This is a genomic window from Acinetobacter sp. YH12251, from assembly GCF_013417465.1.
Taxonomy (GTDB): domain Bacteria; phylum Pseudomonadota; class Gammaproteobacteria; order Pseudomonadales; family Moraxellaceae; genus Acinetobacter; species Acinetobacter amyesii.
Genome location: NZ_VPDZ01000003.1, coordinates 156,425 through 180,128, shown reverse-complemented (window position 1 = coordinate 180,128; position 23,704 = coordinate 156,425). Strand labels below are relative to the sequence as shown.

20 protein-coding genes are annotated in these 23,704 nt (G+C 41.4%); 17 read left to right on the top strand and 3 right to left on the bottom strand.

All coding sequences use genetic code 11. From position 1 onward, the window contains the following. Positions 1-80: 80 nt before the first annotated feature. Both gltX and FTV27_RS04085 read right to left on the bottom strand, forming a co-directional pair. Complete coding sequence (gene gltX, locus FTV27_RS04090) at positions 81-1,589, bottom strand: glutamate--tRNA ligase (RefSeq protein ID WP_180077127.1); 1,509 nt, start codon at positions 1,587-1,589, stop codon at positions 81-83. Between the two features lie 168 nt (positions 1,590-1,757). After that, positions 1,758-2,051 (bottom strand): hypothetical protein, encoded by a 294-nt coding sequence (locus FTV27_RS04085; protein WP_180077125.1) that lies wholly within the window; start codon positions 2,049-2,051, stop codon positions 1,758-1,760. A 381-nt stretch (positions 2,052-2,432) separates the two neighbouring features. Between FTV27_RS04085 and FTV27_RS04080 the strand changes: the two genes are divergently transcribed. From FTV27_RS04080 to FTV27_RS04040, 9 genes are all read left to right on the top strand, one after another. After that, positions 2,433-3,440 carry a sulfate ABC transporter substrate-binding protein gene (locus tag FTV27_RS04080; RefSeq protein WP_180077123.1) on the top strand — a complete coding sequence of 336 codons (1,008 nt, stop codon included), beginning with the start codon at positions 2,433-2,435 and terminating at the stop codon, positions 3,438-3,440. Between the two features lie 248 nt (positions 3,441-3,688). After that, the gene (locus FTV27_RS04075) at positions 3,689-4,705 is read left to right on the top strand and encodes a sulfate ABC transporter substrate-binding protein (protein WP_180077121.1); all 1,017 of its coding nucleotides are present in this window, start codon (positions 3,689-3,691) and stop codon (positions 4,703-4,705) included. A 185-nt stretch (positions 4,706-4,890) separates the two neighbouring features. Then, positions 4,891-5,802: a 16S rRNA (cytosine(1402)-N(4))-methyltransferase RsmH gene (rsmH, locus tag FTV27_RS04070; protein WP_180008673.1), complete on the top strand. Its 912-nt coding sequence runs from the start codon at positions 4,891-4,893 to the stop codon at positions 5,800-5,802. 10 nt (positions 5,803-5,812) lie between these two features. After that, positions 5,813-6,145 (top strand): cell division protein FtsL, encoded by a 333-nt coding sequence (ftsL, locus tag FTV27_RS04065; protein WP_078189390.1) that lies wholly within the window; start codon positions 5,813-5,815, stop codon positions 6,143-6,145. A gap of 12 nt (positions 6,146-6,157) precedes the next feature. Next, positions 6,158-7,984: a penicillin-binding protein PBP3 gene (gene ftsI, locus FTV27_RS04060; protein ID WP_078189389.1), complete on the top strand. Its 1,827-nt coding sequence runs from the start codon at positions 6,158-6,160 to the stop codon at positions 7,982-7,984. Between the two features lie 10 nt (positions 7,985-7,994). Next, positions 7,995-9,491 carry a UDP-N-acetylmuramoyl-L-alanyl-D-glutamate--2,6-diaminopimelate ligase gene (locus tag FTV27_RS04055; RefSeq protein WP_180077119.1) on the top strand — a complete coding sequence of 499 codons (1,497 nt, stop codon included), beginning with the start codon at positions 7,995-7,997 and terminating at the stop codon, positions 9,489-9,491. 9 nt (positions 9,492-9,500) lie between these two features. Beyond that, positions 9,501-10,910, top strand: coding sequence for a UDP-N-acetylmuramoyl-tripeptide--D-alanyl-D-alanine ligase (gene murF / locus FTV27_RS04050; protein ID WP_180077117.1), 1,410 nt, complete (start codon positions 9,501-9,503; stop codon positions 10,908-10,910). Next, positions 10,910-12,028: a phospho-N-acetylmuramoyl-pentapeptide-transferase gene (gene mraY / locus FTV27_RS04045; RefSeq protein ID WP_078189386.1), complete on the top strand. Its 1,119-nt coding sequence runs from the start codon at positions 10,910-10,912 to the stop codon at positions 12,026-12,028. The genes murF and mraY overlap by 1 nt, the downstream gene beginning before the upstream one ends. Before the next feature lie 76 nt (positions 12,029-12,104). Beyond that, positions 12,105-12,908 carry a putative RNA methyltransferase gene (locus tag FTV27_RS04040; protein WP_180077115.1) on the top strand — a complete coding sequence of 268 codons (804 nt, stop codon included), beginning with the start codon at positions 12,105-12,107 and terminating at the stop codon, positions 12,906-12,908. Positions 12,909-12,964: 56 nt separating this feature from the next. Here the strand turns inward: FTV27_RS04040 and ponA are convergent, their stop codons facing one another. Next, the gene (gene ponA, locus FTV27_RS04035; RefSeq protein ID WP_180077113.1) at positions 12,965-15,505 is read right to left on the bottom strand and encodes a penicillin-binding protein PBP1a; all 2,541 of its coding nucleotides are present in this window, start codon (positions 15,503-15,505) and stop codon (positions 12,965-12,967) included. 165 nt (positions 15,506-15,670) lie between these two features. Between ponA and FTV27_RS04030 the strand changes: the two genes are divergently transcribed. Genes FTV27_RS04030 through FTV27_RS03995 form a run of 8 tightly spaced genes read left to right on the top strand, consistent with a single transcriptional unit; the run spans position 15,671 to position 23,303 of the window. Beyond that, complete coding sequence (locus FTV27_RS04030) at positions 15,671-16,729, top strand: pilus assembly protein PilM (RefSeq protein ID WP_078189383.1); 1,059 nt, start codon at positions 15,671-15,673, stop codon at positions 16,727-16,729. Beyond that, positions 16,729-17,415 (top strand): PilN domain-containing protein, encoded by a 687-nt coding sequence (locus FTV27_RS04025; RefSeq protein WP_078189382.1) that lies wholly within the window; start codon positions 16,729-16,731, stop codon positions 17,413-17,415. Before FTV27_RS04030 ends, FTV27_RS04025 begins: the two co-directional genes overlap by 1 nt. Next, the gene (locus FTV27_RS04020; RefSeq protein WP_168378181.1) at positions 17,412-18,134 is read left to right on the top strand and encodes a type 4a pilus biogenesis protein PilO; all 723 of its coding nucleotides are present in this window, start codon (positions 17,412-17,414) and stop codon (positions 18,132-18,134) included. The genes FTV27_RS04025 and FTV27_RS04020 overlap by 4 nt, the downstream gene beginning before the upstream one ends. Continuing rightward, on the top strand, positions 18,131-18,658 hold the full coding sequence (locus FTV27_RS04015; RefSeq protein ID WP_078192530.1) for a pilus assembly protein PilP: 528 nt from the start codon (positions 18,131-18,133) through the stop codon (positions 18,656-18,658). Before FTV27_RS04020 ends, FTV27_RS04015 begins: the two co-directional genes overlap by 4 nt. Before the next feature lie 16 nt (positions 18,659-18,674). Next, the gene (gene pilQ, locus FTV27_RS04010) at positions 18,675-20,777 is read left to right on the top strand and encodes a type IV pilus secretin PilQ (protein WP_180077112.1); all 2,103 of its coding nucleotides are present in this window, start codon (positions 18,675-18,677) and stop codon (positions 20,775-20,777) included. A 36-nt stretch (positions 20,778-20,813) separates the two neighbouring features. Further along, complete coding sequence (aroK, locus tag FTV27_RS04005; RefSeq protein WP_078189378.1) at positions 20,814-21,359, top strand: shikimate kinase AroK; 546 nt, start codon at positions 20,814-20,816, stop codon at positions 21,357-21,359. 14 nt (positions 21,360-21,373) lie between these two features. Continuing rightward, a complete protein-coding gene (gene aroB, locus FTV27_RS04000; protein WP_180077111.1) occupies positions 21,374-22,456 on the top strand; it encodes a 3-dehydroquinate synthase in 1,083 nt (360 codons plus the stop codon). 7 nt (positions 22,457-22,463) lie between these two features. After that, the gene (locus tag FTV27_RS03995) at positions 22,464-23,303 is read left to right on the top strand and encodes a hypothetical protein (RefSeq protein ID WP_168378178.1); all 840 of its coding nucleotides are present in this window, start codon (positions 22,464-22,466) and stop codon (positions 23,301-23,303) included. Positions 23,304-23,704: the final 401 nt, after the last annotated feature.

Sequence of the window (23,704 nt, the reverse complement as noted above, 5' to 3'; positions counted from 1 at the left end):
ACTTAGAGTTGGTTGACACCATCTCTCGGTATGGGCGCTATATTAGGGGGATAACGCCCATCCGTCAACTAAAAAATCAATTAAGCTTCATCAACTGCATCATTTTTCGGCAGTTTTAAGCTTTCATTGAGTTTTTCCCATGCTTTTGTTTCTTTTTTACTCGGGCTGCCCACAATTTCAAGTGCATGACGTAAGCGAGCAAAGGTTAAATCAGGACCAATGGTTACCATTGATTGCATAACCGGTGTCGAAGATGTTGAACCTGCAATAGCAATAAAGAAGGTTGGCATGAAGTCACGAAGTTTAATGTTCATTTGGTTCGCCAAATCCATAAGCGTTTGGCTGACGGTGTCATTGTTCCAAGTGAACATGCTTTCTAGACGCCAGATGGCAAATTGAAGGCTTTGACGCACTTGTTCTTCAGTCAACTTTTTGCTTTCAAACTGTTCTTTGCTGAGTGTTGGAAATTGGTTGAAATAAAAACCTGCCCAATTCACTGCTTCAGATAATAAATTAATACGCGGTTGAATCGCAGCAGCAATTTCTTCCAAGGTATTACGATCTGATTTCCAAGCCAGCAGGGTGTCGAGCAATTGACCTGGTGTTAAACCTTTAATCCATTGACCATTTAACCAGTTCAGCTTTTCAACATCAAAGATCGGACCGCCTAGTGATACACGTTGAATGTCAAAGTGTTCAATCATTTCAGCCAAAGTGAATTTTTCACTTTCATCCGGCATTGACCAGCCCATACGGCCTAAGTAGTTCAATAATGCTTCAGGTAAAACGCCGATGTCTTTGTAGTAGTTAATTGAGGTTGGGTTTTTACGTTTAGACAGTTTTGATTTATCTGGGTTACGTAACAGTGGCATGTGGCAAAGCACAGGCATGTCCCAACCAAAATATTTGTACAATAATTGGTGTTTAGGCGCAGATGGAATCCATTCTTCACCACGAATCACGTGAGTGATTTCCATTAAATGGTCATCAACCACGTTTGCCAAGTGATACGTCGGTAAACCATCGGTTTTCAGTAGAATCTGCATGTCGACTTGCGCCCAAGGAATTTCGACTTCACCACGTAGTAAGTCGTTAAATTTACAAATCCCTTCTTCAGGCACTTTCATACGAATGACATGCGGTTCACCAGCAGCCAAACGCTGTGCAACTTCTTCTGCAGTGTGTTTTAAGCCACGTCCGTCATAACGCGGTGATTCACCACGCGCTTGTTGTTCCGCACGCATTTGATCGAGTTCTTCTGCTGTTGCGAAGCAGTAGAACGCATGACCTTTTTCAACCAGTTCCAAAGCATATTGTTTATAAATGTCCATACGTTCAGATTGACGGTATGGCGCATGAGGGCCACCCACATCTGGACCTTCTGACCAGTTCAAACCTAACCAACGCAATGAATCTAAAATCATTTTCTCAGATTCTGGGGTAGAGCGTAGTTGGTCTGTATCTTCAATACGAAGAATAAATTCACCGCCATGTTGCTTCGCAAAACATAAGTTAAACAATGCAATATAAGCAGTCCCAACGTGCGGGAAACCAGTAGGAGAAGGTGCGATACGAGTACGAACAGTCATAATCAGCTTTTAATCAGAATGTAAATTGGGATCTATTATAACGAAAAAGCCTGATCACTTAATGCTTAATTCAACATTGAATGATCAGGCGTTTTTAGTGTTTTTTAGACGACAGTAGGGGAACTCGTCTAAAACAATAGCTTGGATGACATGAGTATGCTGATGTCGTTATGAGCTACTACCAGAGAAAATGGCTTGAACAAAACGAGAAAAACTTTGGTTTTGTGATGCAAAGAAACTTTGAGTCGGTGCAGCTTTAATAGACGTAAGTACTTTTAAATTATCGTCTGTACGGCCTTTGCCTTCAGATTTTTGCTGATTAATCGCTTTTTCGATCAATGAGGTACGTTCAGCAGGCATCGTAAGTTTGTTATTCGATGCGGTGCTGGTTGCAGCACAAAAAGCAGTCTGTGCAGTCACGCTTAAACTTAAGCCTAGGCATAGTGCGTATGAAAATTTCATGTCCAAATCTCCCCCTAGTTTTGGTGATGGAACTTTTTATTTGCAAAATAGTTTTAATATTTAGACTACGATTTAACCATCTATCGTAATTAAAAAGTAGAACTACGTCACAATTTTTACAAAAAAACTAAAAAAGTCTGTACTAGGATTACCTAAATAGACTGTTTTCTCCAAATTTTCGGATGTTTTAGCAAACAACTATGAAGATAGCATGGAGATCGCTTCTGATTGTTGCTGTATTAGCAGAATTAAAGCTTTAAATACGTTATTTTTAGATATCTTTAAAACAGAAATAGATTTGAATTTATATTATAGATATCTGATTGTTAAAGTTATTTTTGATTTATATAGTGCTCTCAAGATCAATTTGAGTTTGAGCAGATGAAAAAAATAATAGCATCGGGTATTTTCGCTTTATTGGGTGGGGTGGCGGTACAGGTGTATGCCGCAAAAGATTTCTTAAATGTTTCTTATGACCCAACACGTGAGTTTTATCAGGAATATAACCAAGAATTTGGACAATATTGGAAAAAACGTACAGGACAAGAGATTAATTTTAAACAATCACATGGTGGTTCTGGCAAACAAGCTCGTGCAGTGGCAACAGGTTTACAAGCAGACGTTGTCACTTTGGCATTGGCCAATGATATTGATGAAATTGTGGCGACTGGACAAATCAATAAAAATTGGCAAAAACAATTTCCACATAATTCTGCACCGTATACCTCAACTATCGTATTTTTGGTGCGTAAGGGCAACCCGAAAAAAATTAAAGATTGGAATGACCTGACCAAACTGGGTGTTGAAATTATTACGCCAAATCCAAAAACAGGTGGGGCACCGCGTTGGATCTATTTATCAGCTTGGGGATATGCTTTAAAACAACCGGGTGGAAATGATGCCAAAGCCAAAGAATTGGTGAAAAAACTCTATAGCAATGTCAAAGTATTGGATTCTGGTGCACGTGGTTCACTCACGACCTTTGCTGAGCGTGGCATTGGAGATGTGTTGCTGTCTTGGGAAAATGAGGCATTGTTGGCGACTCAGGGCTTAGGCAAAGATAAATATGACATTGTTTATCCGTCTATTTCGATTTTAGCTGAACCTTCGGTGGCTGTAGTAGATAAAACCGTCGACAAAAATGGTAATCGAAATTTGGCGAAGGGTTATTTGAACTATCTATATTCACCTAAGGGCCAAGAGCTGGCAGGTAAATATTTCTTCCGCCCTCGCGATGCAAAAGCCACAGCAAAATACGCTGTTCAATTCCCGAAAGTTCAAACCTTTACCATTGATAAAGTGTTTGGCAGTTGGGCTAAAGCGCAAAAAACACATTTTGTGAATGGTGCGATTTTTGATCAAATCTATAGTGAAAAGAATAAAGAGTAAAACGACCCACTATAATGTGCGCTGTAAAAACGGATAATCTAGATTATCCGTTTTTTGCATATGTAATGCATAAAAATCTATATATAGGGAATAAGTAGATTGTTTTTGTGTATTTTAATATGAAAAACAAACAATTAAATTCGTAGCCTTAGCTGTATTCAACAAAGCGTCTAAACACGCTGCAATTGCGATTTATGACTTTATTTCATATATTTAGCAGTATTGAATATAACTTTATGCAGGCTGTTATGAAAACTCAATTTAAGGCGTGGCTCAGTGCTGCGTTGCTTGCCACTGGTGTTGCTTTCTCAGCGTCTGCTCAGGCCGCTGATCGTGAGTTTTTAAATGTATCTTATGATGCAACGCGTGAATTTTATGACGAATTTAATAAGTCATTTGGTGCATATTGGAAAGAGCGTACGGGTAAAACGGTCGCATTTAAACAATCACACGGTGGCTCAGGTAAACAAGCCCGTTCTGTGGTTGACGGTTTAAAAGGTGATGTCGTGACTTTGGCATTGGCCAATGACATCGAGGAAATTGTGAAGTCTGGTCAGATTCAGCCGGGTTGGCAAAAAGAGTTTCCACATAACTCAGCGCCATATACTTCAACGATTGTCTTCATGGTGCGTAAGGGCAACCCGAAACATATTAAAGATTGGTCTGATTTAACCAAACCGGGCGTACAAATTATTACCCCGAACCCGAAAACTGGCGGTCTACCACGTTGGGTTTACTTGTCAGCTTGGGGTTATGCTTTGAAACAGCCAGGTGGTAATGAAGCGAAAGCCAAAGATTTCGTGGGTAAAATGTACCATAACGTAAAAGTGATGGACTCTGCGGCACGTGCATCGATGACTACATTTGCAGAACGTGGTATTGGTGATGTGTTATTGACTTGGGAAAACGAAGCTTTAGTTACTCAAAAAACTTTGGGTAAAAATAAATTTGATATCGTATATCCATCGATGTCGATTTTGACTGAGCCTTCAGTGGCGATCGTGGATAAAACTGTCGAAAAAAATGGTAATAAATGGTTAGCTCAAGGCTATATCAATTATCTTTATTCTCCATTAGGTCAAGAGATGGCTGCTCGTCATTTCTATCGTCCACGTAATGCAGCAGTTTTAGCAAAATATAAAACTCAGTTCCCACCTTTAAAAACTTTTACTATTGATGAAGTCTTTGGTGGCTGGGCAAAAGCACAACAAACACATTTTGTGAATGGTGCGATCTTCGATCAGATCTACAATAACAAGCGCTAATACATCGAAATCTATGATTTGAGATGTACAAAGACCTCCTTCGGGAGGTTTTTTAATGGATGGCAAAAAATAAAAACGGTTTTCTCTATGGAAAGTAATATTTCTGTACAAAAAGACGTTTGGAGCTTTGCTAAAACAAGGTAATAATGTGCAGTTACATTTTTAGCTGTGTTGAACGAACCCTTATGTCGCATATTTCTGTATTACTTCATGAAACTGTTGATGCTTTACTGGCAGATCGCAATACAGGAATTTTCGTAGATGGCACATTTGGGCGTGGTGGTCATACGCGTTTATTACTGTCTAAATTAGATGAAAACGCACGTGTTTATGCCTTTGATAAAGACCCGCAAGCGTTGGCTGTTGCAGCAGAATTAGAACAAGAAGATGCGCGTTTTAAAATTATTCACGCCAGTTTTGCAGACTTAAAAGAAGAACTGCGTAGTCGAGGTATCGATTTGGTCGACGGTATTATGGCGGATTTAGGGGTATCATCTCCACAGTTAGACCAAGCAGAGCGTGGCTTTAGTTTTATGAAAGATGGCCCACTTGATATGCGTATGGACAATTCACAAGGTCCAACAGCCGCAGAGTGGTTGGTTGATATTGAAGAAGAAGATTTGGCCAATATTATTTTTAAATATGGTGAAGAGCGTTATAGCCGCCGTATTGCCAAAGCGATTAAAGCGGCAGGGTATATTGAAACTACAGCTCAATTGGCAGAAATCGTGAAAGTTGCCCACCCGAAATGGGAAAAAAATAAACATGCAGCGACACGAACTTTCCAAGCAATTCGTATTGCTATTAACAAAGAACTCGACGATATTGATATCTTCTTACCTCAAGCGGTGGATATGCTGAAACCTGAAGGCACTCTTGCAGTGATCAGTTTCCACTCTTTAGAGGATCGTTTAATTAAACAATTTATTCAAAAAGAATCTACACTTGCAGAAGACACAGGCTGGGGTTTACCACAAAAACGCGAAGATACCCGCCGCTTAAAAAAAGTGTCACGAATTAAAGCAAGTGAAGAAGAAGTTAAAGCCAATCCACGATCTCGTAGTGCTTGGCTTCGTGTGGCAGAGCGTTTAGCTTAAAAGGCAAAGAATGAAAACCGAAGCAATCGAAAAAAACTCTGATCAATCGCAGTCAAAGAAAATCATTACATACGGCATTTTATTGCTCTTGGTTTTTGTGAGTGCGATTATGGTGGTGTTTCAAGTCTTTGAATATCGACAAGATTATCGTCAATTGAGTACCTATATGCGTGAAAGGGATGACCTCAACGCAGAATGGGGACGTTTGCTGATCGAACAACAAACTTTTGGTGCAACAGCCCAAATTGGGACACGTGCAGTTACCCAATTACGGATGTATTCGCCTCCTATTGCACAAACCGTTGTTATTTCATTGCCACAAACTCCAGAACAGAAAAAATAGGCTGCCGGTCACATGGTTGAAAAGAGAAACAAACAAACTCCGCGTAAAAAACAGCAGTCTGTTACTGGTCGTACAGCAATTTCGGTGGAGATGTGGCGCTATCACTTGATGTGGGCGGTGGTTTTACTGTGCTTTATTGCATTGGTCGGGCGGGCTTTTTATGTACAAATCATCAATAAAGACTTTTTACAAAATAAAGCCAATGCCAAAATTTTAAGAACTGAAACCTTAAAAGCCATGCGCGGTGTCATCTATGACCGTCACGGTGTGCCTTTAGCGATTAGTACCCCGATCATGAAAATCGTGATCGATCCACGTGATTATTTTGACAATAAAAAACTCTTTGAAGAAACTACGGCTGAATTGGCTAAAGATCCAAACAACCGTAAGTTAAAACGTCAATTACCCGATAAAAATCTAAGCTTAGATGAACTTGCCGATGCTGTAGGGATGGATCGTGCTGAACTGAAACGCAAAATGAATGAGCGTCCACGTTCACGTTATTTGGTTTTAAAGAAAGAAGTACCGCCGCAACAAGCTGAATTGATCATGAAACGTGACTTTCAGGGCGTATATACTGAAAAAAACTATAAGCGCTACTATCCACAGCCTCAGCCAAACTCACAAATTATTGGCTTAACCAATAGTGAGGGTATGGGTATTGAAGGCTTGGAAATGCAGCTGAATGAACGTCTTTCAGGTGTCGATGGTGCGCAGCAAATTGTCCGTGATAAAAAGGGCAACCGCGTTAAAGACCCTGAGATTGTGAAAGAAGTAGAGTCGGGCGAAAATATCACGCTCAGTATCGATTCACGTTTGCAATACATCATGTACCGTGAGTTGACCGCTGCAGGGGTGGCCAATAATGCACGTTCTGCAACCGCGATTGCCGTGGATGTCAAAACAGGTGAAATTTTGGCGATGACCTCTTGGCCGTCGTACAACCCGAACGATAAAAAAGGCGTTTTAAATAAAGATGCCATGCGTAACCGTGGTGCGATTGACTCTTTTGAGCCAGGTTCAACCATGAAGCCAATGACCGTGGCAATGGCGTTGGAAAGCGGCAAATACACGGCAAATACAGTTGTAAATACCACACCGGGTTCAATGCGCGTTGGGAATCATACTATTCGAGATACGCATAACTATGGCCCTCTGACTTTGGGTGGCATTATTCAAAAATCGTCTAACGTTGGTGTGGCAAAAATCGCTTTATCTCTCCCTTATGAAACTTTACCAACGTTCTATCAACGTCTTGGCTTTGGTCAACGTTCAGCAGTGAAATTCCCCGGTGAAAGTGCTGGTCTGATTTTGCCGAAGAGCAAATGGAATGTGTCTGAAGTAGCAACCATGGCGTATGGTTATGGTTTGAACGCTACAGTGCTCCAACTGGCTGATGCTTATGCCATGATTGCCAACAAAGGCGTCAAAATGCCACTGAGCTTGTACAAGCTTGAGGAAAAGCCGAAGGGTGAGCAGATGGTTGACCCTAAAATTGCTGATCAAGTGCTTTTAATGATGGAAGCGGTGACCTTGCCGGGTGGTACGGCACGTCAAGCCAATATTCCGGGTTATCGCGTGGCGGGTAAAACTGGTACAGCACATAAATTACGTGCAGACCGTAAAGGTTATTCGACTTCAGAATATCGTGCACTCTTTGCTGGTGTCGCACCAGTGAGTGATCCACGTTTGGCCATGATTGTTGTGGTGGAAAACCCAACAGGTCAGTATTACGGTGGTCTGGTGGCGGCACCCGTTTTTGCTCGTGTAATGCAAGAATCTTTACGTTTAATGAACGTACCTTTAGATAAACCTTTAGACACTCCTAAGATCCAGTAATAGGTGATGAATGAAAATTACGTTTCAAGATCTATACACCGTTGAACAGCCCGCTGAATGGATGTCGCAATCCTTTCAGGGCTTCAATCTGGATAGTCGCAAAGTTACAGCAGGGCAAATATTTATTGCCCTGACTTCGTTTTCGCAACCTGAAAAAACAGCACAATTTGCACGTACAGCGTTAGAAAATGGTGCGTTGGCAGTTATTTCCGAAACTGATTTGGGCTTGGATCAAAGTGTCGTGATCGCTGATGTGCGTCAATTGATGGGGCAGTGGCAAAAGCAATATTTACAGGCGACTCAACCGGTTCAAGCTGCACGAATTTTGGCAGTGACGGGTACCAATGGTAAAACCACGATCTCACGCTTAATCGCTGAATTAATCATGCTGCAAGGCAAAAAATGTGCAGTGATGGGAACTACCGGAAACGGAATTTTACCGAATTTAGAAGCCTCTTCTCACACCACTTTAGATGCGTTGCATATGCAAAATGCGTTGCATACCTATGCACTTGAAGAAGCAGAGTTTGCTGCCATTGAGGCAAGTTCGCATGGATTAGAACAAGGTCGATTAAATGGCTGTGCAATTGAAATTGCCGCTTATAGCAATTTAAGTCGTGACCATTTGGATTATCATAAAACCCTTCAAGCCTATGCTGAAGCGAAATCACGTTTATTTCAGTTTCCATCGCTCAAAGTTGCAGTCATCAATCTCGATGATGAACATGCCGAAGTGATGATGAATGCTGCACGTCAAAATCCGGCTCAGCCTAAAATTTTGACTTATTCAACGCGTCAGGCTGCGGATTATCAAGTGACCGATATTCAATACAGCTTAACGGGCGCACAATTTAAATTGCGTACTGCTCAAGCTGAATTTGTGGTGCAAAGTCCATTATTGGGGCACTTCAATATTGAAAATATTGTGGCCAGCTTAATTTCAGCGGAGCAAGCAGGTTTTGATTTATCTGCCTTGATCGCAACTGCGCCCGAATTAAAAGGTGCACCGGGCCGTATGCAAGTGATCCGTGATGATGAACGCTTGTTTGTAGTGGATTATGCACATACACCAGATGCCTTGATTCAAGTGTTACAGACCTTAAAACGTCATGTATCGCAACAGTTATGGGCAGTGTTTGGCTGTGGTGGTGATCGTGACCGTGGTAAACGTCCATTGATGACTCAAGCGGCATTAAACCATGCAGATGTTGCGTTGATTACCTCAGATAATCCACGTACTGAAAACCCAGAACAAATTTTTGCAGATATGAAGGCTGGTATTGATTTCACTGGAAAAACTGTCCATGAAATCCATGACCGCCGTGAAGCGATTAAATTCGCAGTCAACCATGCGCAAGCGGGTGATATTGTGGTGATTGCTGGTAAAGGCCATGAAAACTATCAAGAAATTGATGGTGTTCGACATTGGTTTGATGATGTGGTGGAAGTGAAATCAGCGATTGATTCACAGCATCACAACACTGACTCGGCTTATCCAGCGCAATAGGAAACAGATATGCATACTTCAACGACCAGTACGGTTCCGTTAGAACCTTGGACTGCCGAACAGTTGGTTCAAGCGACACAAGGGCACTGGCATAATAATCAAGCGCCGACAGGTCCTGTGAAACGAATTTTGACCGATTCACGTCATGCAGAGCAAGGAGATGCTTTTCTTGCCCTGAAAGGTGAACGCTTTGATGCGCATGATTTCCTTGCTCAAGTGGCTGAAAAGGGTTGTGAAATTGCCATTGTCAGTCATCCGGTCGATGTGGATATTTGTCAGTTGGTGGTTGCAGATACACGTTTAGCACTTGGACATTTAGGTGCATTTCGTCGTGCCCAAAACCCAGCCTTAAAAGTGATTGCCTTGACAGGAAGTAGTGGTAAAACCACAACCAAAGAGATGCTCGGGAGTATCCTTTCTCGTCTTGCACCAACGTTAATTACGCGCGGTAATTTAAATAATGACCTTGGCGTACCGATGATGTTACTTGAGTTGCGTCCAGAACATCAGTATGCCGTGATGGAGCTTGGTGCCAGTCATAAGGGTGAAATTGATTACACCTCAAATTTGGTACAGCCTCAGGTTGCCGGTATTTTAAATATTGGCACCGCTCATATGGGGGAGTTTGGTGGGCGTGATGGTATTTGTCGTGCCAAGTCTGAAATTTATGCACATATAGCGAAAACAGGAACTTCGATTGTCCCTGCGGCAGATGATTTTACAGATGCCATTCGTCAAGCCGTGCAAACTGAGCAAGTAATGAGTTTTGGTCAGGGCGGGGATGTCTTTGCGACTGAAACTGAACTTCAAGCTCAATCTTCACGTTTTATCTTAAATACGCCACAAGGTTCACGTCCTGTTCAACTGCCATTTGCTGGTGAACATAATGTGCAAAATGCCACTGCTGCCGCAGCTTTCGCGTTGTCGATTGGCGTGAGTTTAGATGATATCGTTGTGGGTCTTGAACATGCGACAGGAGCCAAAGGTCGTCTAAACTTTATTCAACACAAAGATTATTTGTTTATTGATGATACTTACAATGCAAATCCAACCTCAATGCGCGCTGCTGCTGATGTGCTTGCGCAGCAAGATGGCATCAAAGTCATGGTCATTGGGGATATTGGTGAGTTAGGTTCATCTGCTGCACAGCAGCACTACATGTTGGGACGTGACCTTGTGTCACACTCTGGTCTTCAATTTGTTGTTGCTGTCGGTGAGTTTTCACCTGCTGTGCAAGAAGGCGCGCGCAGTACACAATATGGTAAAAAATTACAGGCCTTTCTTACTCAAGAACAGGCTTTACCGTTATTAATTAGTCTAGTCAAAACACATCAGCCTCAGTCCATGAGTTTCCTGTTTAAAGGTTCTCGTTATACCCACATGGAAACTTTGATGGCTGAATTGATGGAGAAACTTTAATGCTGTTATGGTTATTTGAGCAGCTTGCGGGTTATCACAGCTCGTTTCAGGTTGTTCGTTATTTAACGCTTCGTTCACTACTCAGTGTCTTAACGGCATTGGCCATTGGTCTGTTGCTTGGACCTGTGATGATCCGCAAATTGCAAGCTCTCAAATATGGTCAGGCAGTCAGTTCATTTGCACCTGAAAATCATGCCAAAAAAATGGGCACACCGACTATGGGCGGTGTGTTGATTTTACTATCTATTGGGATTTCAACCTTACTTTGGGCCGATCTTTCAAACCCTTATGTATGGATTGTACTTGGCGTGATGGTGATCTTTGGTGCTGTTGGCTGGGCCGATGACTGGATTAAAATCCGTTATAAAGATAATGCCGGTCTACCTGCGAAGAAGAAATTCTTTTGGACTTCTGTAGCATCGTTAGGCGCCGGTATTGCGCTCTATGTGATTGCGACACAGCAAGCAAACCCAGTACATACCTCAAATATGTTGGATCTGCTGATTCCATTCTTTAAAGAAATTAGCATTCCGTTGTCTATTATTCCACTCGGTATTGGCTTTATTGTCTTTACTTATTTGGTGATTAACGGCGCATCTAATGCTGTGAACTTAACGGATGGTTTGGACGGTCTGGCGATTATGCCAATCGTTCTGGTTGCCGCAGGTTTAGGTGTATTTGCTTATCTGGCTGGTGATGTTCGTTTTGCCGATTATTTACATATCCCTTATGTGAAATACGCATCTGAACTTGTCGTGATCTGTGCGGCAATGATCGGTGCTGGCTTAGCATTCTTATGGTTTAACGCGCATCCTGCCCAAGTCTTTATGGGTGATGTCGGTGCCTTATCTCTAGGTGCGATGCTCGGTACGATCGCAGTCATGGTTCGTCAAGAAATCGTTTTTGCCATTATGGGCGGTGTCTTTGTGGTTGAAGCTATTTCTGTCTTCTTGCAAATTGGCTCGCTGCGTATGCGGAACAAGCGTGTATTCTTAATGGCACCGCTGCACCATCACTATGAGAAAAAGGGATGGCGTGAAACGCAAGTGGTAATCCGTTTCTGGATTATCACAATTATGCTGGTAGTTTTGGGTCTAATGACTTTAAAATTACGTTAAGCAAATAAATAAACGAAACCGGCATTTGCTCCCACAGATGCCGGTTTTTTTATTTCAAAATATAGTGGAGTAAATGATGAACCTGTTGATGTGTCCTGTATGCCGTGAAGCATTGAAACTCACAGAGCGGACATGGCGCTGTGAAAATAATCATAGCTATGATGTTGCAAAACAAGGCTATGTCAATTTACATGTGGTTCAACATAAACACAGTAAAAACCCGGGCGATACGCCTGAATCTGTACAGGCGCGTCGTGCGTTTTTGAGTGCAGGTCACTATGCACCTTTGCAACAGGCAGTGGTGGCTTTGATTCAAAAATTACGGGTTGAAAACTTGTTGGATATTGGCTGTGGTGAAGGCTATTACACCGATGCGATGCAAGCTGAAGTACTACAATGTATGGGTGTCGATATTGCTAAAAATGCAGTACAAGTGGCCGCTAAGCTGAATAAAGAGGTGACTTGGGTGGTAGGGACAGGGGCAACCTTGCCTGTATTGGATCATTCGATTGACTTGTGTACGAGTTTATTTAGTCCTATTCCTAAAGAAGAAATCCTTCGTGTTTTAAAGCCTGAGGGGCACTTGATGGTGGTTACACCTGCACCAGAGCATCTTTATGCAATGCGTGAAGCCCTGTTTGAAGAAGTAAAACCGCATGAACCGCATAAATTTGTGGAACAACTGGCGAATGATTTTGAATTGGAAAGTGAACAAGTGGTTCAAGCGAACATGTCACTTTCTCAGCAGGATCTCAAAAACTTAATTGCAATGACACCTTATGCCTATAAAGTGAAAGCTGAGCGTCGAGAAGCTTTAGAAAAAAATGAACAATTTGAGTTGCAAGCGCAGTATCAAATTTATCTCTTTAAAAAGAAATAATGCATTGGAAGTGATAAAAAAAGCCCTCGTTTGAGGGCTTTTTTTATGCAGCTTATTTACTGAACTTGATCGATGAGATGATCAAGTGCGTCAGTTTTATGCTCTGTACCTTGTGGTTTAGGCTGCATTGGCGGTGGCGCAGTTCGAGTAGGTGTAAGATTGGTTTCAGTAGACCCAGGAAGGTCGTCAAAATCATTTTGCGAAGCCTGAGGCTTCGGTGCAACAGGAGCAGGACGATACAGCGGTTGAGCCATTGGTGGCGTTGCTGCACGATCTTGTTCAGGTTGACCTTGAGTCGCTTTAGCCGAATTACGGTTGATTGGATTCTTGGCATGGGTGTCTAAACGCACCCAAGCTTCAGGTGTGCCTTTAAGTGATTTCGCCATAAAATCTGACCAAATAGGCAATGCTGCAACACCACCATATTCACGGCGACCTAAAGTAGAGGGTTGGTCAAAACCGACCCAAGCCACAGTGACCAATTTTCCATTAAATCCAGCAAACCACGCGTCTTTTGCATCATTGGTTGTACCGGTTTTACCGCCTAAATCACCGCGACCAATTTTTAAAGCCGCACGACCTGTACCGTGTTGGATCACGTCACGCAAGATGTTCGCCATATCAAAGGCTGAACTTGACTTCAAAATCCGCTGAGCTTGTTTATAGTTTGCTGCTTCAGTATCGGAAATTTTTGATTCAGCGGGCTTGTTATCCTGATTGGTGACTTCAATCACTTCATCATCCGGCGTGGTCGGATCTGCAGATTCAACTTCGTCCTTTTGATTGATACATTGAATACATGCATATTCAGGATTGGCTTGATAAATGACTTTGCCATAAGCATCTTCAATACGGCTAATAAAATGGGGTTGAATACGATATCCACCGTTGGCAAAAGTCGCATAACCTGTCGCCATTTGAATCGGCAACACCTGTGGGGTACCTAAAGCAATGGTGTAGTTACGTGGAATTTGGTTTTCTTGTAAGCCAAAATCCATAAATAATTGGCGAGTACGTTCAATCCCGACGACTTGTAATAAGCGTACTGAAACTGTGTTACGTGATAAATAGAGGGCACGGCGTAGAGGTATCATCCCTAAATAGCGACCGTCAGAGTTTTTAGGCGTCCACTTGCCAATCGTAATTGGATTGTCATTGACCATGGAATACGGAGTCATGCCACGTTCAAGTGCTAAAGCATAAACAAAGGGTTTAATGGTTGAACCTGGCTGACGCCAGCCTTGTAAGGCACGGTTAAATTTAGATTGATAAAAATTATAACCACCGACAATGGCTTCAATGCCACCATTATTGGGGTTGAGTGCGATCAATTGACCTTGCGCTTTTGGAATTTGCACTAAAGCCCATGAGCTTTTATCAGCATTCGGACGTAGGCGAATAATATCTTTTACTTTAACAATTTGTGAGGCTTTGCTTGGCGCATTGCCTACACTATTGGCATTGCGATAGGGACGTGCCCAAGACAGACCTGACCATGGAACAGTCACACTACTGCCATCTTGCATCAACACTTCGATACTGGTGTTGTTGACTTTAGTGACTTGGGCAGGATAAGTGTTAGCATATGGAATAAAGTTTTTTAATGGCTCATCATGTGCTTCTGCACCACGCCAACCATGTCGTCTATCGTAAGCTTCAAGACCATCTTGCACAGCTTGCTCAGCATAGGCTTGGCGTTGGCTGTTGATGGTGGTATAGACTTTATAGCCAGAATCTGTCGCTTGTTCGCCAAACTTTTCTACGAGCTCAGAGCGAACCATTTCCCCGACATAGGGGAATTTGTTGCTAACTCCGCGGTCAGGCATATCGAGATTAATTGGTTCAGCAATTGCTTCTTGATATTCCGATTGATTGATATAACCCAATTGTAACATACGTCCTAAAATCCAATTACGACGCTCTAAAGCACGTTTTGGATTGGCTACAGGATTATATTTTGATGGTGCTTTGGGTAGGCCTGAAATCATTGCCATTTGAGCCAAGCTCAAATCTTGCAAGCTCTTGTTATAATAAATTTTTGCAGCTGCTGCGATCCCGTATGCATTTTTGCCCAAAAAGATTTTGTTAACATACAGCGTTAAAATTTCTTCCTTACTTAGATTTTGTTCAATTTTTCGAGCAAGGAAAACTTCGGTTAGTTTACGTTTTAAAGTACGCTCTGGAGTCAGATAATAGTTTTTTGCAACCTGCATGGTAATGGTTGAACCACCCGTTTGCACATCTGAGCCTGTAATACTTTCACTGACGGCACGCCCCAATCCTTTGAAACTAATGCCGCTGTGTTCAAAAAACGAAGAATCTTCCGCAGCTAAAAAGCCATGAATGAAATGAGACGGGATTTGGTCGTACTCTACAGGAACCGAAAGTTTGCCACCATATTCTGCAATCAGCTCATTATCAGCACTATAAACTTGCAATGGTTTTAATAATGGAGCCTTTTTTAAGATGGACATTTCAGGCAAAGACGGGGCAATATAGAGATACATGCCATAGAAACCCATTGGAATTGCGACCAAAACAATAATAATGGCCAAAAAAAATGGATGAACAAGGCCTGAACAAGATAGCTTTTTCATAACAAGTAAGTTTTAATAAGAGCTAATGGCAAACTAATTGGTGGTCAGTATATCCTTTCGATATACGGATTGTTAGATGAGTTATTGTATCTGTATAAAATTATAGACCAATGCTAATTAGTGGGTTAATTTTTTTGGGGATAAAAAAATAATAGGAATTATATTGTGCTCAGGTTATATCGTAAGCCAAATAAGGGGTTAATAGGAGTAGATATTAGTTCGACTTCTGTTAAGGTTTTGGAACTTTCTGTAAAGAGTGGGCGGTATTGGGTAGAAAGCTATGCTTTGGTACCATTACCAGAAGGAAGTGTTGTTGAAAAGAACATATTGAATCCGGAAGCTGTCGGTGACTGTTTAGAGCGCGCAATTAATTTGGCCAATACGCAGACCACTAATGCAGCTTTGGCGGTTCCAACGTCGATGGTGATTACAAAAATCATCGAAATGGACGCAGATATGAACGATGATGAACGTGAAATTCAGATTCGTGATGATGCTGAGCAATATATTCCGTTCCCACTTGATGAAGCGAGCCTTGATTTTGAGGTCTTGCCAGATCGTCTGTCCAACCCAAATCGTGTCAATGTTTTGCTTGTCGCTACGCGTATTGAAAATGTTGAAGCGCGTGCGGAAGTCATTCAGCTTGCTGGTCTGACACCAAAAATTGGTGATGTAGAAAGCTTTGCAATTGAAAATGCATTTAAAGTTTTCTCAGATACTTTGCCAATGGGTGTAAATACCGTGGGTATTTTAGATATTGGTCATAGTATGACGACCTTATCTGTCATGCAGAATAACAAAGTGATTTATACCCGTGAGCAAGTGTTTGGTGGCAAACAATTGACACAGGAAATTCAAAATCGCTATGCATTGTCTTTCGAAGAAGCTGGTCGTGCGAAAAAAACACGTGCCTTGCCAGATGATTATGATGTTGAAGTCTTAGAACCCTTCTTAGAAGCTGTCGTTCAACAAGCAGCACGTTCTTTACAGTTCTTTTTCTCATCTTCACAGTTCAACGAAATTGACCATATTTTATTGGCAGGGGGGAATGCCAATATTCCGGGGCTTGCAAAATTACTTCAACAAAAATTGGGTTACCGCGTCACGATTGCCAATCCATTCTTACAAATGGGTTTTTCACCTCAAATTGATATTAAAAAAATTGAAAATGATGCCTCGTCACTCATGGTGGCATGCGGTCTAGCATTGAGGAGTTTTGATTAATGGCAAAAATTAACTTGCTCCCTTGGCGTGATGAGCTAAGAGAGAAACGAAAAAAAGAATTTATTGCACTTTGTATTGGGGCTTTCTTAATTGGGGTAATTGGGGTTGGTTTAACATGGTTGTACTTTGATCACAAATTAAAAGATCAAGAACAAGCGAACCAATTGATTATCAGTCATAACCAAAATTTAGATGTTCAATTAAAGTCTTTAGATGGTTTGCAAGAACAGCGTAATGCCATTATTGAACGCATGAAGCTGATTCAAGGCTTACAAGGTCAACGTCCAATCGCGGTACATCTTGTAGATGAATTGGTTCGTGTGACACCTGCCAATATGTACATCACAAAATTTGAGCGTAATGGCGACAAATTTATGATCGAAGGGCGTGCGGAAAGTCCAAATACTGTTGCAGATTTACTGCGTAATTTGGAAGCATCGCCTTGGTATCGTAATGCCTTCATGAGCTCATTCCTTGTGGCTGAAGAGAAAAAAGACAAAGCGCCGACGTCAGTGGTTCCTCGCGTAGAAGAATCTTATGGTGCATTTACTGTGACTGCTGATTTGGAGCAAATTGCGCAGCCGACCATTAATGATCCAGCAGCAAATGCAGGACAGTCAGCTTCATCGGCGCAAACATCTGACGCACAAACTGCAGCAACACCAACTCCGGAGGCTGCAAAATGAGTCGTGATGAATTTGAACAATTGAATCAAGATGCTGTTGTCATTCCGAAAAAGAAAATGACTTTTGATAAGTTTGTACAGCAGTTCAATACCTTAGACCCTAATAACTATGGTAGTTGGCCAATTTCAGTCAAAATTACCTGCTGGATTTTTATCATTATCCTTGTGGCAATTTTGGGCTATTTCTTGGCGATTAAAGGCAAGATTGAAGCTATTTCAAGTGCCAATGCGCAAGAACAAAATTTGTTAAATGAGTTTCGTGAAAAAGATTCAAAACTACGTAATTTGCAACAATATCAATTGCAGTTGCAGGATATGGAAGCACGTTTTAATCAACAATTAGAACAATTGCCGAAAGAAACTGAAATTCCAGGTTTGGTTGAAGATATCAACTTAACAGGCGTGAATTCTGGATTGAAATTTAAAATTATTCGTCTTGAGCCTGAAGTGAAGCAAGAGTTCTTTACGGAACAGCCAATTCGTATTGAAGCAACGGGTGATTACCACGCCTTTGGTTCATTTGTTAGTGGCATTGCCGGGCTTTCACGGATTGTGACTTTGCATAATTTAACGATTACAGCAACTGAAAATAAAGAAAAGAACTCAGATATTCCAAAAATTGACTATGTCATTTCTGCGAAAACATATCGTTATGAAGGGAATACTGAAAGTGCTGCGAAAGCTGCAGATTCAGCAAGCACACAGGAGGCTCCAAAATGAAAATGAATAAATTGGCACTTTCTGTGATGGTTGGATTTGTATTGGCTGGTTGTGAATCACGTATTGATGTGGTCAATCAAGAGATGGCAAATATACGCAATCAAGCTCCACTAGCGATTGAACCTGCGCCAGATTTTGTACCTGTCGAAACTTTTAATTATGCGGCGCATTCTTTAAAAAGTCCGTTCTTGCCAAGTTCCTTGGCAGCAGAACTTAAAATCATGGCAGGTAAGCGTGTTTATCCAAACTTGAGCCGTCAGCCTCAACCTTTGGAGAGTTATGCACTTGAAACCCTGAATATGAAGGGTAGTATGCGTAACCAATCTGGGCAAATATTAGCCTTGATTCAGACACCTGATGGTGAAGTTGAGCGTATTCAACGTGGAAGTTATATGGGGCTCAATCATGGTCGAGTGGTAAATATTACCCCGACTCAAATTGATTTGATTGAGATTATTCCGGATGGGCGAGAAGGATATGTAGAGCGTCCTAGAAGTCTCATATTAATTGGACCAGCACCTTAAGCTTAAAGGAATAAAAATGAAGAATAGTGTACAAGATTTTATTTTTGGGGATGGCAATACAATGAATCATGTGTTTCGTCAGTTTTCGATGGGGGCTGTTGCAATGGCGATGATGCAAGTTGCCAATGCTCAGGTGAGTGTAACCAATGTGGTACCAATGCAAATTCCAGGTCAAGGGACTGAAATTCGCGTGATGTTTAATGGCTTACCGCCGCAACCACAAGCTTATCAACTCGATCAACCATCACGACTGGTCTTAGATTTTGATAAAGCACAGCAAAATTTAAAACAAAGTTCAATTCCTGTTGCAACGGCTGAAGCAAGCACTGTGGATGTGAGTTCGGATGCACAACGTGCGCGCTTAACTGTGAATTTAGCCAATGCGGGTGCATTTACCACGCGTGTTGAAGGTAATACCTTCATTCTAAAAATTAACTCTGCTCAAGCTACTAGTTATGTACAGCCTGTAGCACAACGTCAGCAACAAGGTATTTCAAATATTGGTTTCCACCGTGGTTCTAATGGTGAAGGTCAAGTTGTTGTTGATTTGCTGGGTGGAAATACCCCTGTTGATGTTCAACAGCAAGGCAGTAAAGTGGTGATCCGTACTTTAGGCAATAAAGTACCTGCACATTTGACTCGCCGTTTAAATGTCAATGATTTTGCAACACCTGTTGCAACGGTGGATGCACATAATGATGGCGGTAATGGTGTGATTACCATTCAGTCGACGGGCAGCTATGAATATATGGCGTACCAAACTGATAATAAATTAACGGTAAGTTTGAAACGTCCGGAAGATAAGAATCCATTACGTCCTAAAGCTGCCAATCATTATACCGGTAAGAAGATTTCATTAGACTTCCAAGATATTGAAGTACGTCGTGTGCTGCAACTTTTGGCTGATTTCACTGAAATAAATATGGTTGCTGCTGATACGGTTCAAGGAAATATTACACTTCGCTTAAAAGATGTGCCTTGGGATCAAGCGCTAGATATCGTGTTGAAAACCAAGAATTTAGATAAACGTCGTAATGGTAATGTGATTTGGATCGCACCTGTATCTGAGTTGATTAAAGCGGAAGATGATGAAGCAAAAGCACTTGCACAGCGAATAAAATTAGCGCCGATTCAAACTGAATATATTCAGCTGAGCTATGCGAAATCTTCAGATATTTTAAAATTATTAGAAGATTCCCGAGATGGAAAAGGAGCCGAGTCGAATGGCACAGCAGGAGGTACATCACTTGCATTAGAAAGTATGCTGAGCCCAAGAGGTAGTGTAGTTTCTGATAACCGGACCAATACACTTATTGTTAATGATACATCTGAGAATATTGATAAAGTTCGTAAGATGATTGATCTATTAGATGTTGCTGTCAAACAAGTCATGGTTGAAACAAGAATTGTGACCGCTCAAACAGAATTTTCGAGAGAACTCGGTGTTAACTGGGGTATACAGCGTAATAATCCGAGTTTAAGTGGTGGTGCTAATGGATCAAATGTTTGGGGTGGAGATTATTCTCCAAAGTTAGATTTAGCGGTAGATTTAGGGACGGCATCAGCAGGAAATTTTAGTTTTGGGTTGCTTAAAATTTCAGACTTTATGCTTGATCTACAACTTACAGCTTTACAATCGGATGGTCACGGTGAAGTTTTAGCAGCACCAAAAGTTTTAACGGGTGATAAGCAAAAAGCAACAATCTTAAGAGGCGATCAAATTCCGTATCAAAGTTGGAGTGCTGAAGGTGGTACGACAACTAGTTTTGTTGATGCAAACTTGAAACTGGAAGTGACCCCAAGTATTACGCCAGATGGGAGGGTACAGATGGATTTAAAAGTTAACAAGGATACTGTTGGTCGATTAACCGCGGCTGGTTATTTAATTAATACCAATAAACTTGAGACTAATGTTTTAGTCGGTGATGGTGAAACAGTGGTCCTAGGTGGTATTTTTGATGACATTCAACAAAATCAATATACCAAAGTACCTTTTTTGGGGGATTTGCCGGTTTTCGGAAACTTATTTAAAAATAATGTGAAAACTAGCGCACAGACAGAGCTCCTGATTTTTGTTACTCCGCGAATTGTTAATGACAGTGTTACCAGAAATCATTAATATATTTTCAATTTAACAAAAGAAATAGGTGACTCCTTGCCAAGCAAAGAGTTTGAAACCCTACCAAATATCTATTTGGTAGGGCCAATGGGGGCAGGAAAAACAACCGTAGGGCGACATTTAGCAGAATTGTTAGGACGTGAATTTCTAGACAGTGATCATGAAATTGAACGTAAAACAGGTGCGACCATTCCTTGGATTTTTGAAAAGGAAGGGGAAAAAGGCTTTAGAAGTCGTGAAACGAATGTCATTGATGAGTTAACTGCAAAGAAACAACTGGTCTTAGCGACTGGCGGTGGTGCTGTGACTCAGCCCCCAAATCGTGAATTTTTAAAACAACGTGGTATTGTTGTTTATCTATATACTCCGGTGGAAATTCAGTTACAAAGAACCTACCGCGACAAAAATCGCCCACTTCTACAAGTGGAAAATCCAGAGCAAAAGCTACGAGATTTATTGGCTGCCCGTGATCCGCTTTATCGTGAAGTCGCGCACTATATTATTGAAACCAATCAAGGTGCCGCGAGAGATCTTGCGCAAAAAATTTTTAATTTAATTGTTTCACAAAATATATCTCGTTAGAAAAGGTTAAATTCATGCAAACCTTACATGTTGAACTCGGTGATCGTCGCTACCCTATTTTTATTGGGAGTGACCTTAATCCACAAACTTTACTTGAGCCTTATATTCAGGGTAAACAAGTAATGATTGTCTCTAATACCACAGTTGCCCCGCTCTATTTAAAACATTATGTAGAAGCAATTGGGGCATTAGGGAAAACCGTTGCAACATGTATTTTGCCTGATGGTGAAAAGTATAAAAATTTAGAGCATTTGAATTTAATTTTTGATGCCTTGCTCGAAGCAGGCTTTAACCGCGATTGTACGGTTTTGGCATTAGGTGGGGGTGTCATTGGGGATATGACCGGTTTTGCTTCTGCATGCTATCAACGTGGTGTGTATTTTATTCAAGTGCCGACGACTTTGCTTTCTCAAGTGGATTCAAGTGTCGGTGGAAAAACTGGGATAAACCATCCACTGGGTAAAAACATGATTGGCGCTTTCCAGCAACCCCAAGTGGTCCTTGCGGATATGGCGCAATTAAAAACTTTGCCGGCGCGTGAACTTTCTGCAGGTTTGGCCGAAGTGATCAAATATGCATTGTTAGGTGATGTTGAATTCTTAGCTTGGCTTGAACAGCATATGGATGCTTTAGTTGCAGGTGATGCAACCTTGTTGGCTGAAGCGGTTTATCGTTCATGTGCTCATAAAGCGCGTATTGTGGCCAATGACGAAAAAGAACAAGGCGAACGTGCGTTATTAAACCTGGGTCATACCTTTGGTCATGCGATTGAATCGTACTTGGGATATGGTGAATGGTTACATGGTGAAGCCGTTGCAACAGGGATGGTAATGGCTGCAGATTTGTCCCAGCGTATGGGTTGGATCACTGCTGAAGATTTAGAACGTACAAAAAAAATCATTTTACGTGCACAATTACCGATAGTTTGCCCTAAAATTCCGCTAGAGGATTTTTTGGCGTATATGTCTCATGATAAAAAAGTATTGAATGGGCAATTACGACTTATTTTACTGAAATCATTAGGTCAGGCCATCATCACCAAAGAGTTTGATGTTGAGTTAATGAAACAGGCAATTTTGGCAAATCAGGCAGAGTAGGTACATCATGGCAGCGCGGCAGTCTCAATGGCAAAAAGTTCATCACTACGCATGGTTGGTGGGTGGAGCTGTGTGTCTGTTCGCTGCATTGGTTTTCTGGGCGATTACAGATACCAAAGAATTGGTTGAAGTTGAAAAGCAAGCGGAAACCGAAGTGGATTTGCAAATTCAGCCAGAGAAAGTGGCAGCAATGTCCCATCTTGGTGCATTAAATGAAGAAGTACGTCCACTTGATATGACGACCCGTGTGGTTGCTACAGCTCAACATGAGCCAGAATTTCGCGGCACTAAATTTATCAATGATTCTGCCAAACTTTATGGTGTTGAATTATTTCGGGTTTCTGAGGAAGATATTTTAAAAAGTTTCTTACGCAAGCAGCCTGAGCGTCATAAATTTATTTATCTACGTCTTTCAGGTGAAGACCATCCTGAGCAATACGTCATTTTAACTGGACCATATTCGTCGCAAAATGATGCCAAAGCTGCAATGTCGAGCCTCAACATCGCTTTGCCTGCTTCAATCAAACCTGAAGTTGTGGAATTTAAACAATATCAAGCATATGTGAATGATTTAGGCACGGAAGAAATGTCGTCGAGTCAAAAGTTATATGCTGTTAAATTAAAATCTGTGCCTTTACCGAAAATTGATGAAGCTCAAATCGCCGCACGAAAAGCAGCGGCTGCAGCGACGGTAACAACACCAACTAATGCAACGACAAGTACTACGGTGACACGTCGTGATGCTGAAGGAAATGTGATTGATGTGCAAAAATCACAAAGTAGTGTAGATGCACCACGTCCAAAACCTGCACCGGTAGAACAAGAAGTAACCGATCCTTTTAATTAGTTCTAAAATAGCGCAAGACCTCTTAGGAAAAGTCTAAACTGCACAGAAAAAGTGCATAAAATTAAAAAAGAACAATTTGAATTATTTGTTATAACTAAAAAATGCTTGTAATCAGCCATCTTAGGAGAAAATGCATCAAGTTGGCATATAAATTGCTTAATTGGTGCGTAAATTGAACTTTTCTCCCTGTTTTGGCGCGAAAATGATTCGATAAAAGTGCGAAGTCATTAATCCAGTCGTTATCCCTGATCTGAACTGCAAAAGCAGAAAATTTGACTTTTTATTCATGCATCAAAGGTGAATTCGGTTTATCTTAAGGGTGTGAATAAGAAATAATTTTGCTCGACAGAACAATTCATGTGAGTAAGTTAAGACGAATCGCAACAAGAAATTAGTTTGTT

Excerpts from the sequence above, each read along its gene's own strand:
- gltX (WP_180077127.1), bottom strand. The coding sequence starts at position 1,589 with ATGACTGTTCGTACTCGTATCGCACCTTCTCCTACTGGTTTCCCGCAC.
- FTV27_RS04085 (WP_180077125.1), bottom strand. The coding sequence starts at position 2,051 with ATGAAATTTTCATACGCACTATGCCTAGGCTTAAGTTTAAGCGTGACT.
- FTV27_RS04080 (WP_180077123.1), top strand. The coding sequence starts at position 2,433 with ATGAAAAAAATAATAGCATCGGGTATTTTCGCTTTATTGGGTGGGGTG.
- FTV27_RS04075 (WP_180077121.1), top strand. The coding sequence starts at position 3,689 with ATGAAAACTCAATTTAAGGCGTGGCTCAGTGCTGCGTTGCTTGCCACT.
- rsmH (WP_180008673.1), top strand. The coding sequence starts at position 4,891 with ATGTCGCATATTTCTGTATTACTTCATGAAACTGTTGATGCTTTACTG.
- ftsL (WP_078189390.1), top strand. The coding sequence starts at position 5,813 with ATGAAAACCGAAGCAATCGAAAAAAACTCTGATCAATCGCAGTCAAAG.
- ftsI (WP_078189389.1), top strand. The coding sequence starts at position 6,158 with ATGGTTGAAAAGAGAAACAAACAAACTCCGCGTAAAAAACAGCAGTCT.
- FTV27_RS04055 (WP_180077119.1), top strand. The coding sequence starts at position 7,995 with ATGAAAATTACGTTTCAAGATCTATACACCGTTGAACAGCCCGCTGAA.
- murF (WP_180077117.1), top strand. The coding sequence starts at position 9,501 with ATGCATACTTCAACGACCAGTACGGTTCCGTTAGAACCTTGGACTGCC.
- mraY (WP_078189386.1), top strand. The coding sequence starts at position 10,910 with ATGCTGTTATGGTTATTTGAGCAGCTTGCGGGTTATCACAGCTCGTTT.
- FTV27_RS04040 (WP_180077115.1), top strand. The coding sequence starts at position 12,105 with ATGAACCTGTTGATGTGTCCTGTATGCCGTGAAGCATTGAAACTCACA.
- ponA (WP_180077113.1), bottom strand. The coding sequence starts at position 15,505 with ATGAAAAAGCTATCTTGTTCAGGCCTTGTTCATCCATTTTTTTTGGCC.
- FTV27_RS04025 (WP_078189382.1), top strand. The coding sequence starts at position 16,729 with ATGGCAAAAATTAACTTGCTCCCTTGGCGTGATGAGCTAAGAGAGAAA.
- FTV27_RS04020 (WP_168378181.1), top strand. The coding sequence starts at position 17,412 with ATGAGTCGTGATGAATTTGAACAATTGAATCAAGATGCTGTTGTCATT.
- FTV27_RS04015 (WP_078192530.1), top strand. The coding sequence starts at position 18,131 with ATGAAAATGAATAAATTGGCACTTTCTGTGATGGTTGGATTTGTATTG.
- pilQ (WP_180077112.1), top strand. The coding sequence starts at position 18,675 with ATGAAGAATAGTGTACAAGATTTTATTTTTGGGGATGGCAATACAATG.
- aroB (WP_180077111.1), top strand. The coding sequence starts at position 21,374 with ATGCAAACCTTACATGTTGAACTCGGTGATCGTCGCTACCCTATTTTT.
- FTV27_RS03995 (WP_168378178.1), top strand. The coding sequence starts at position 22,464 with ATGGCAGCGCGGCAGTCTCAATGGCAAAAAGTTCATCACTACGCATGG.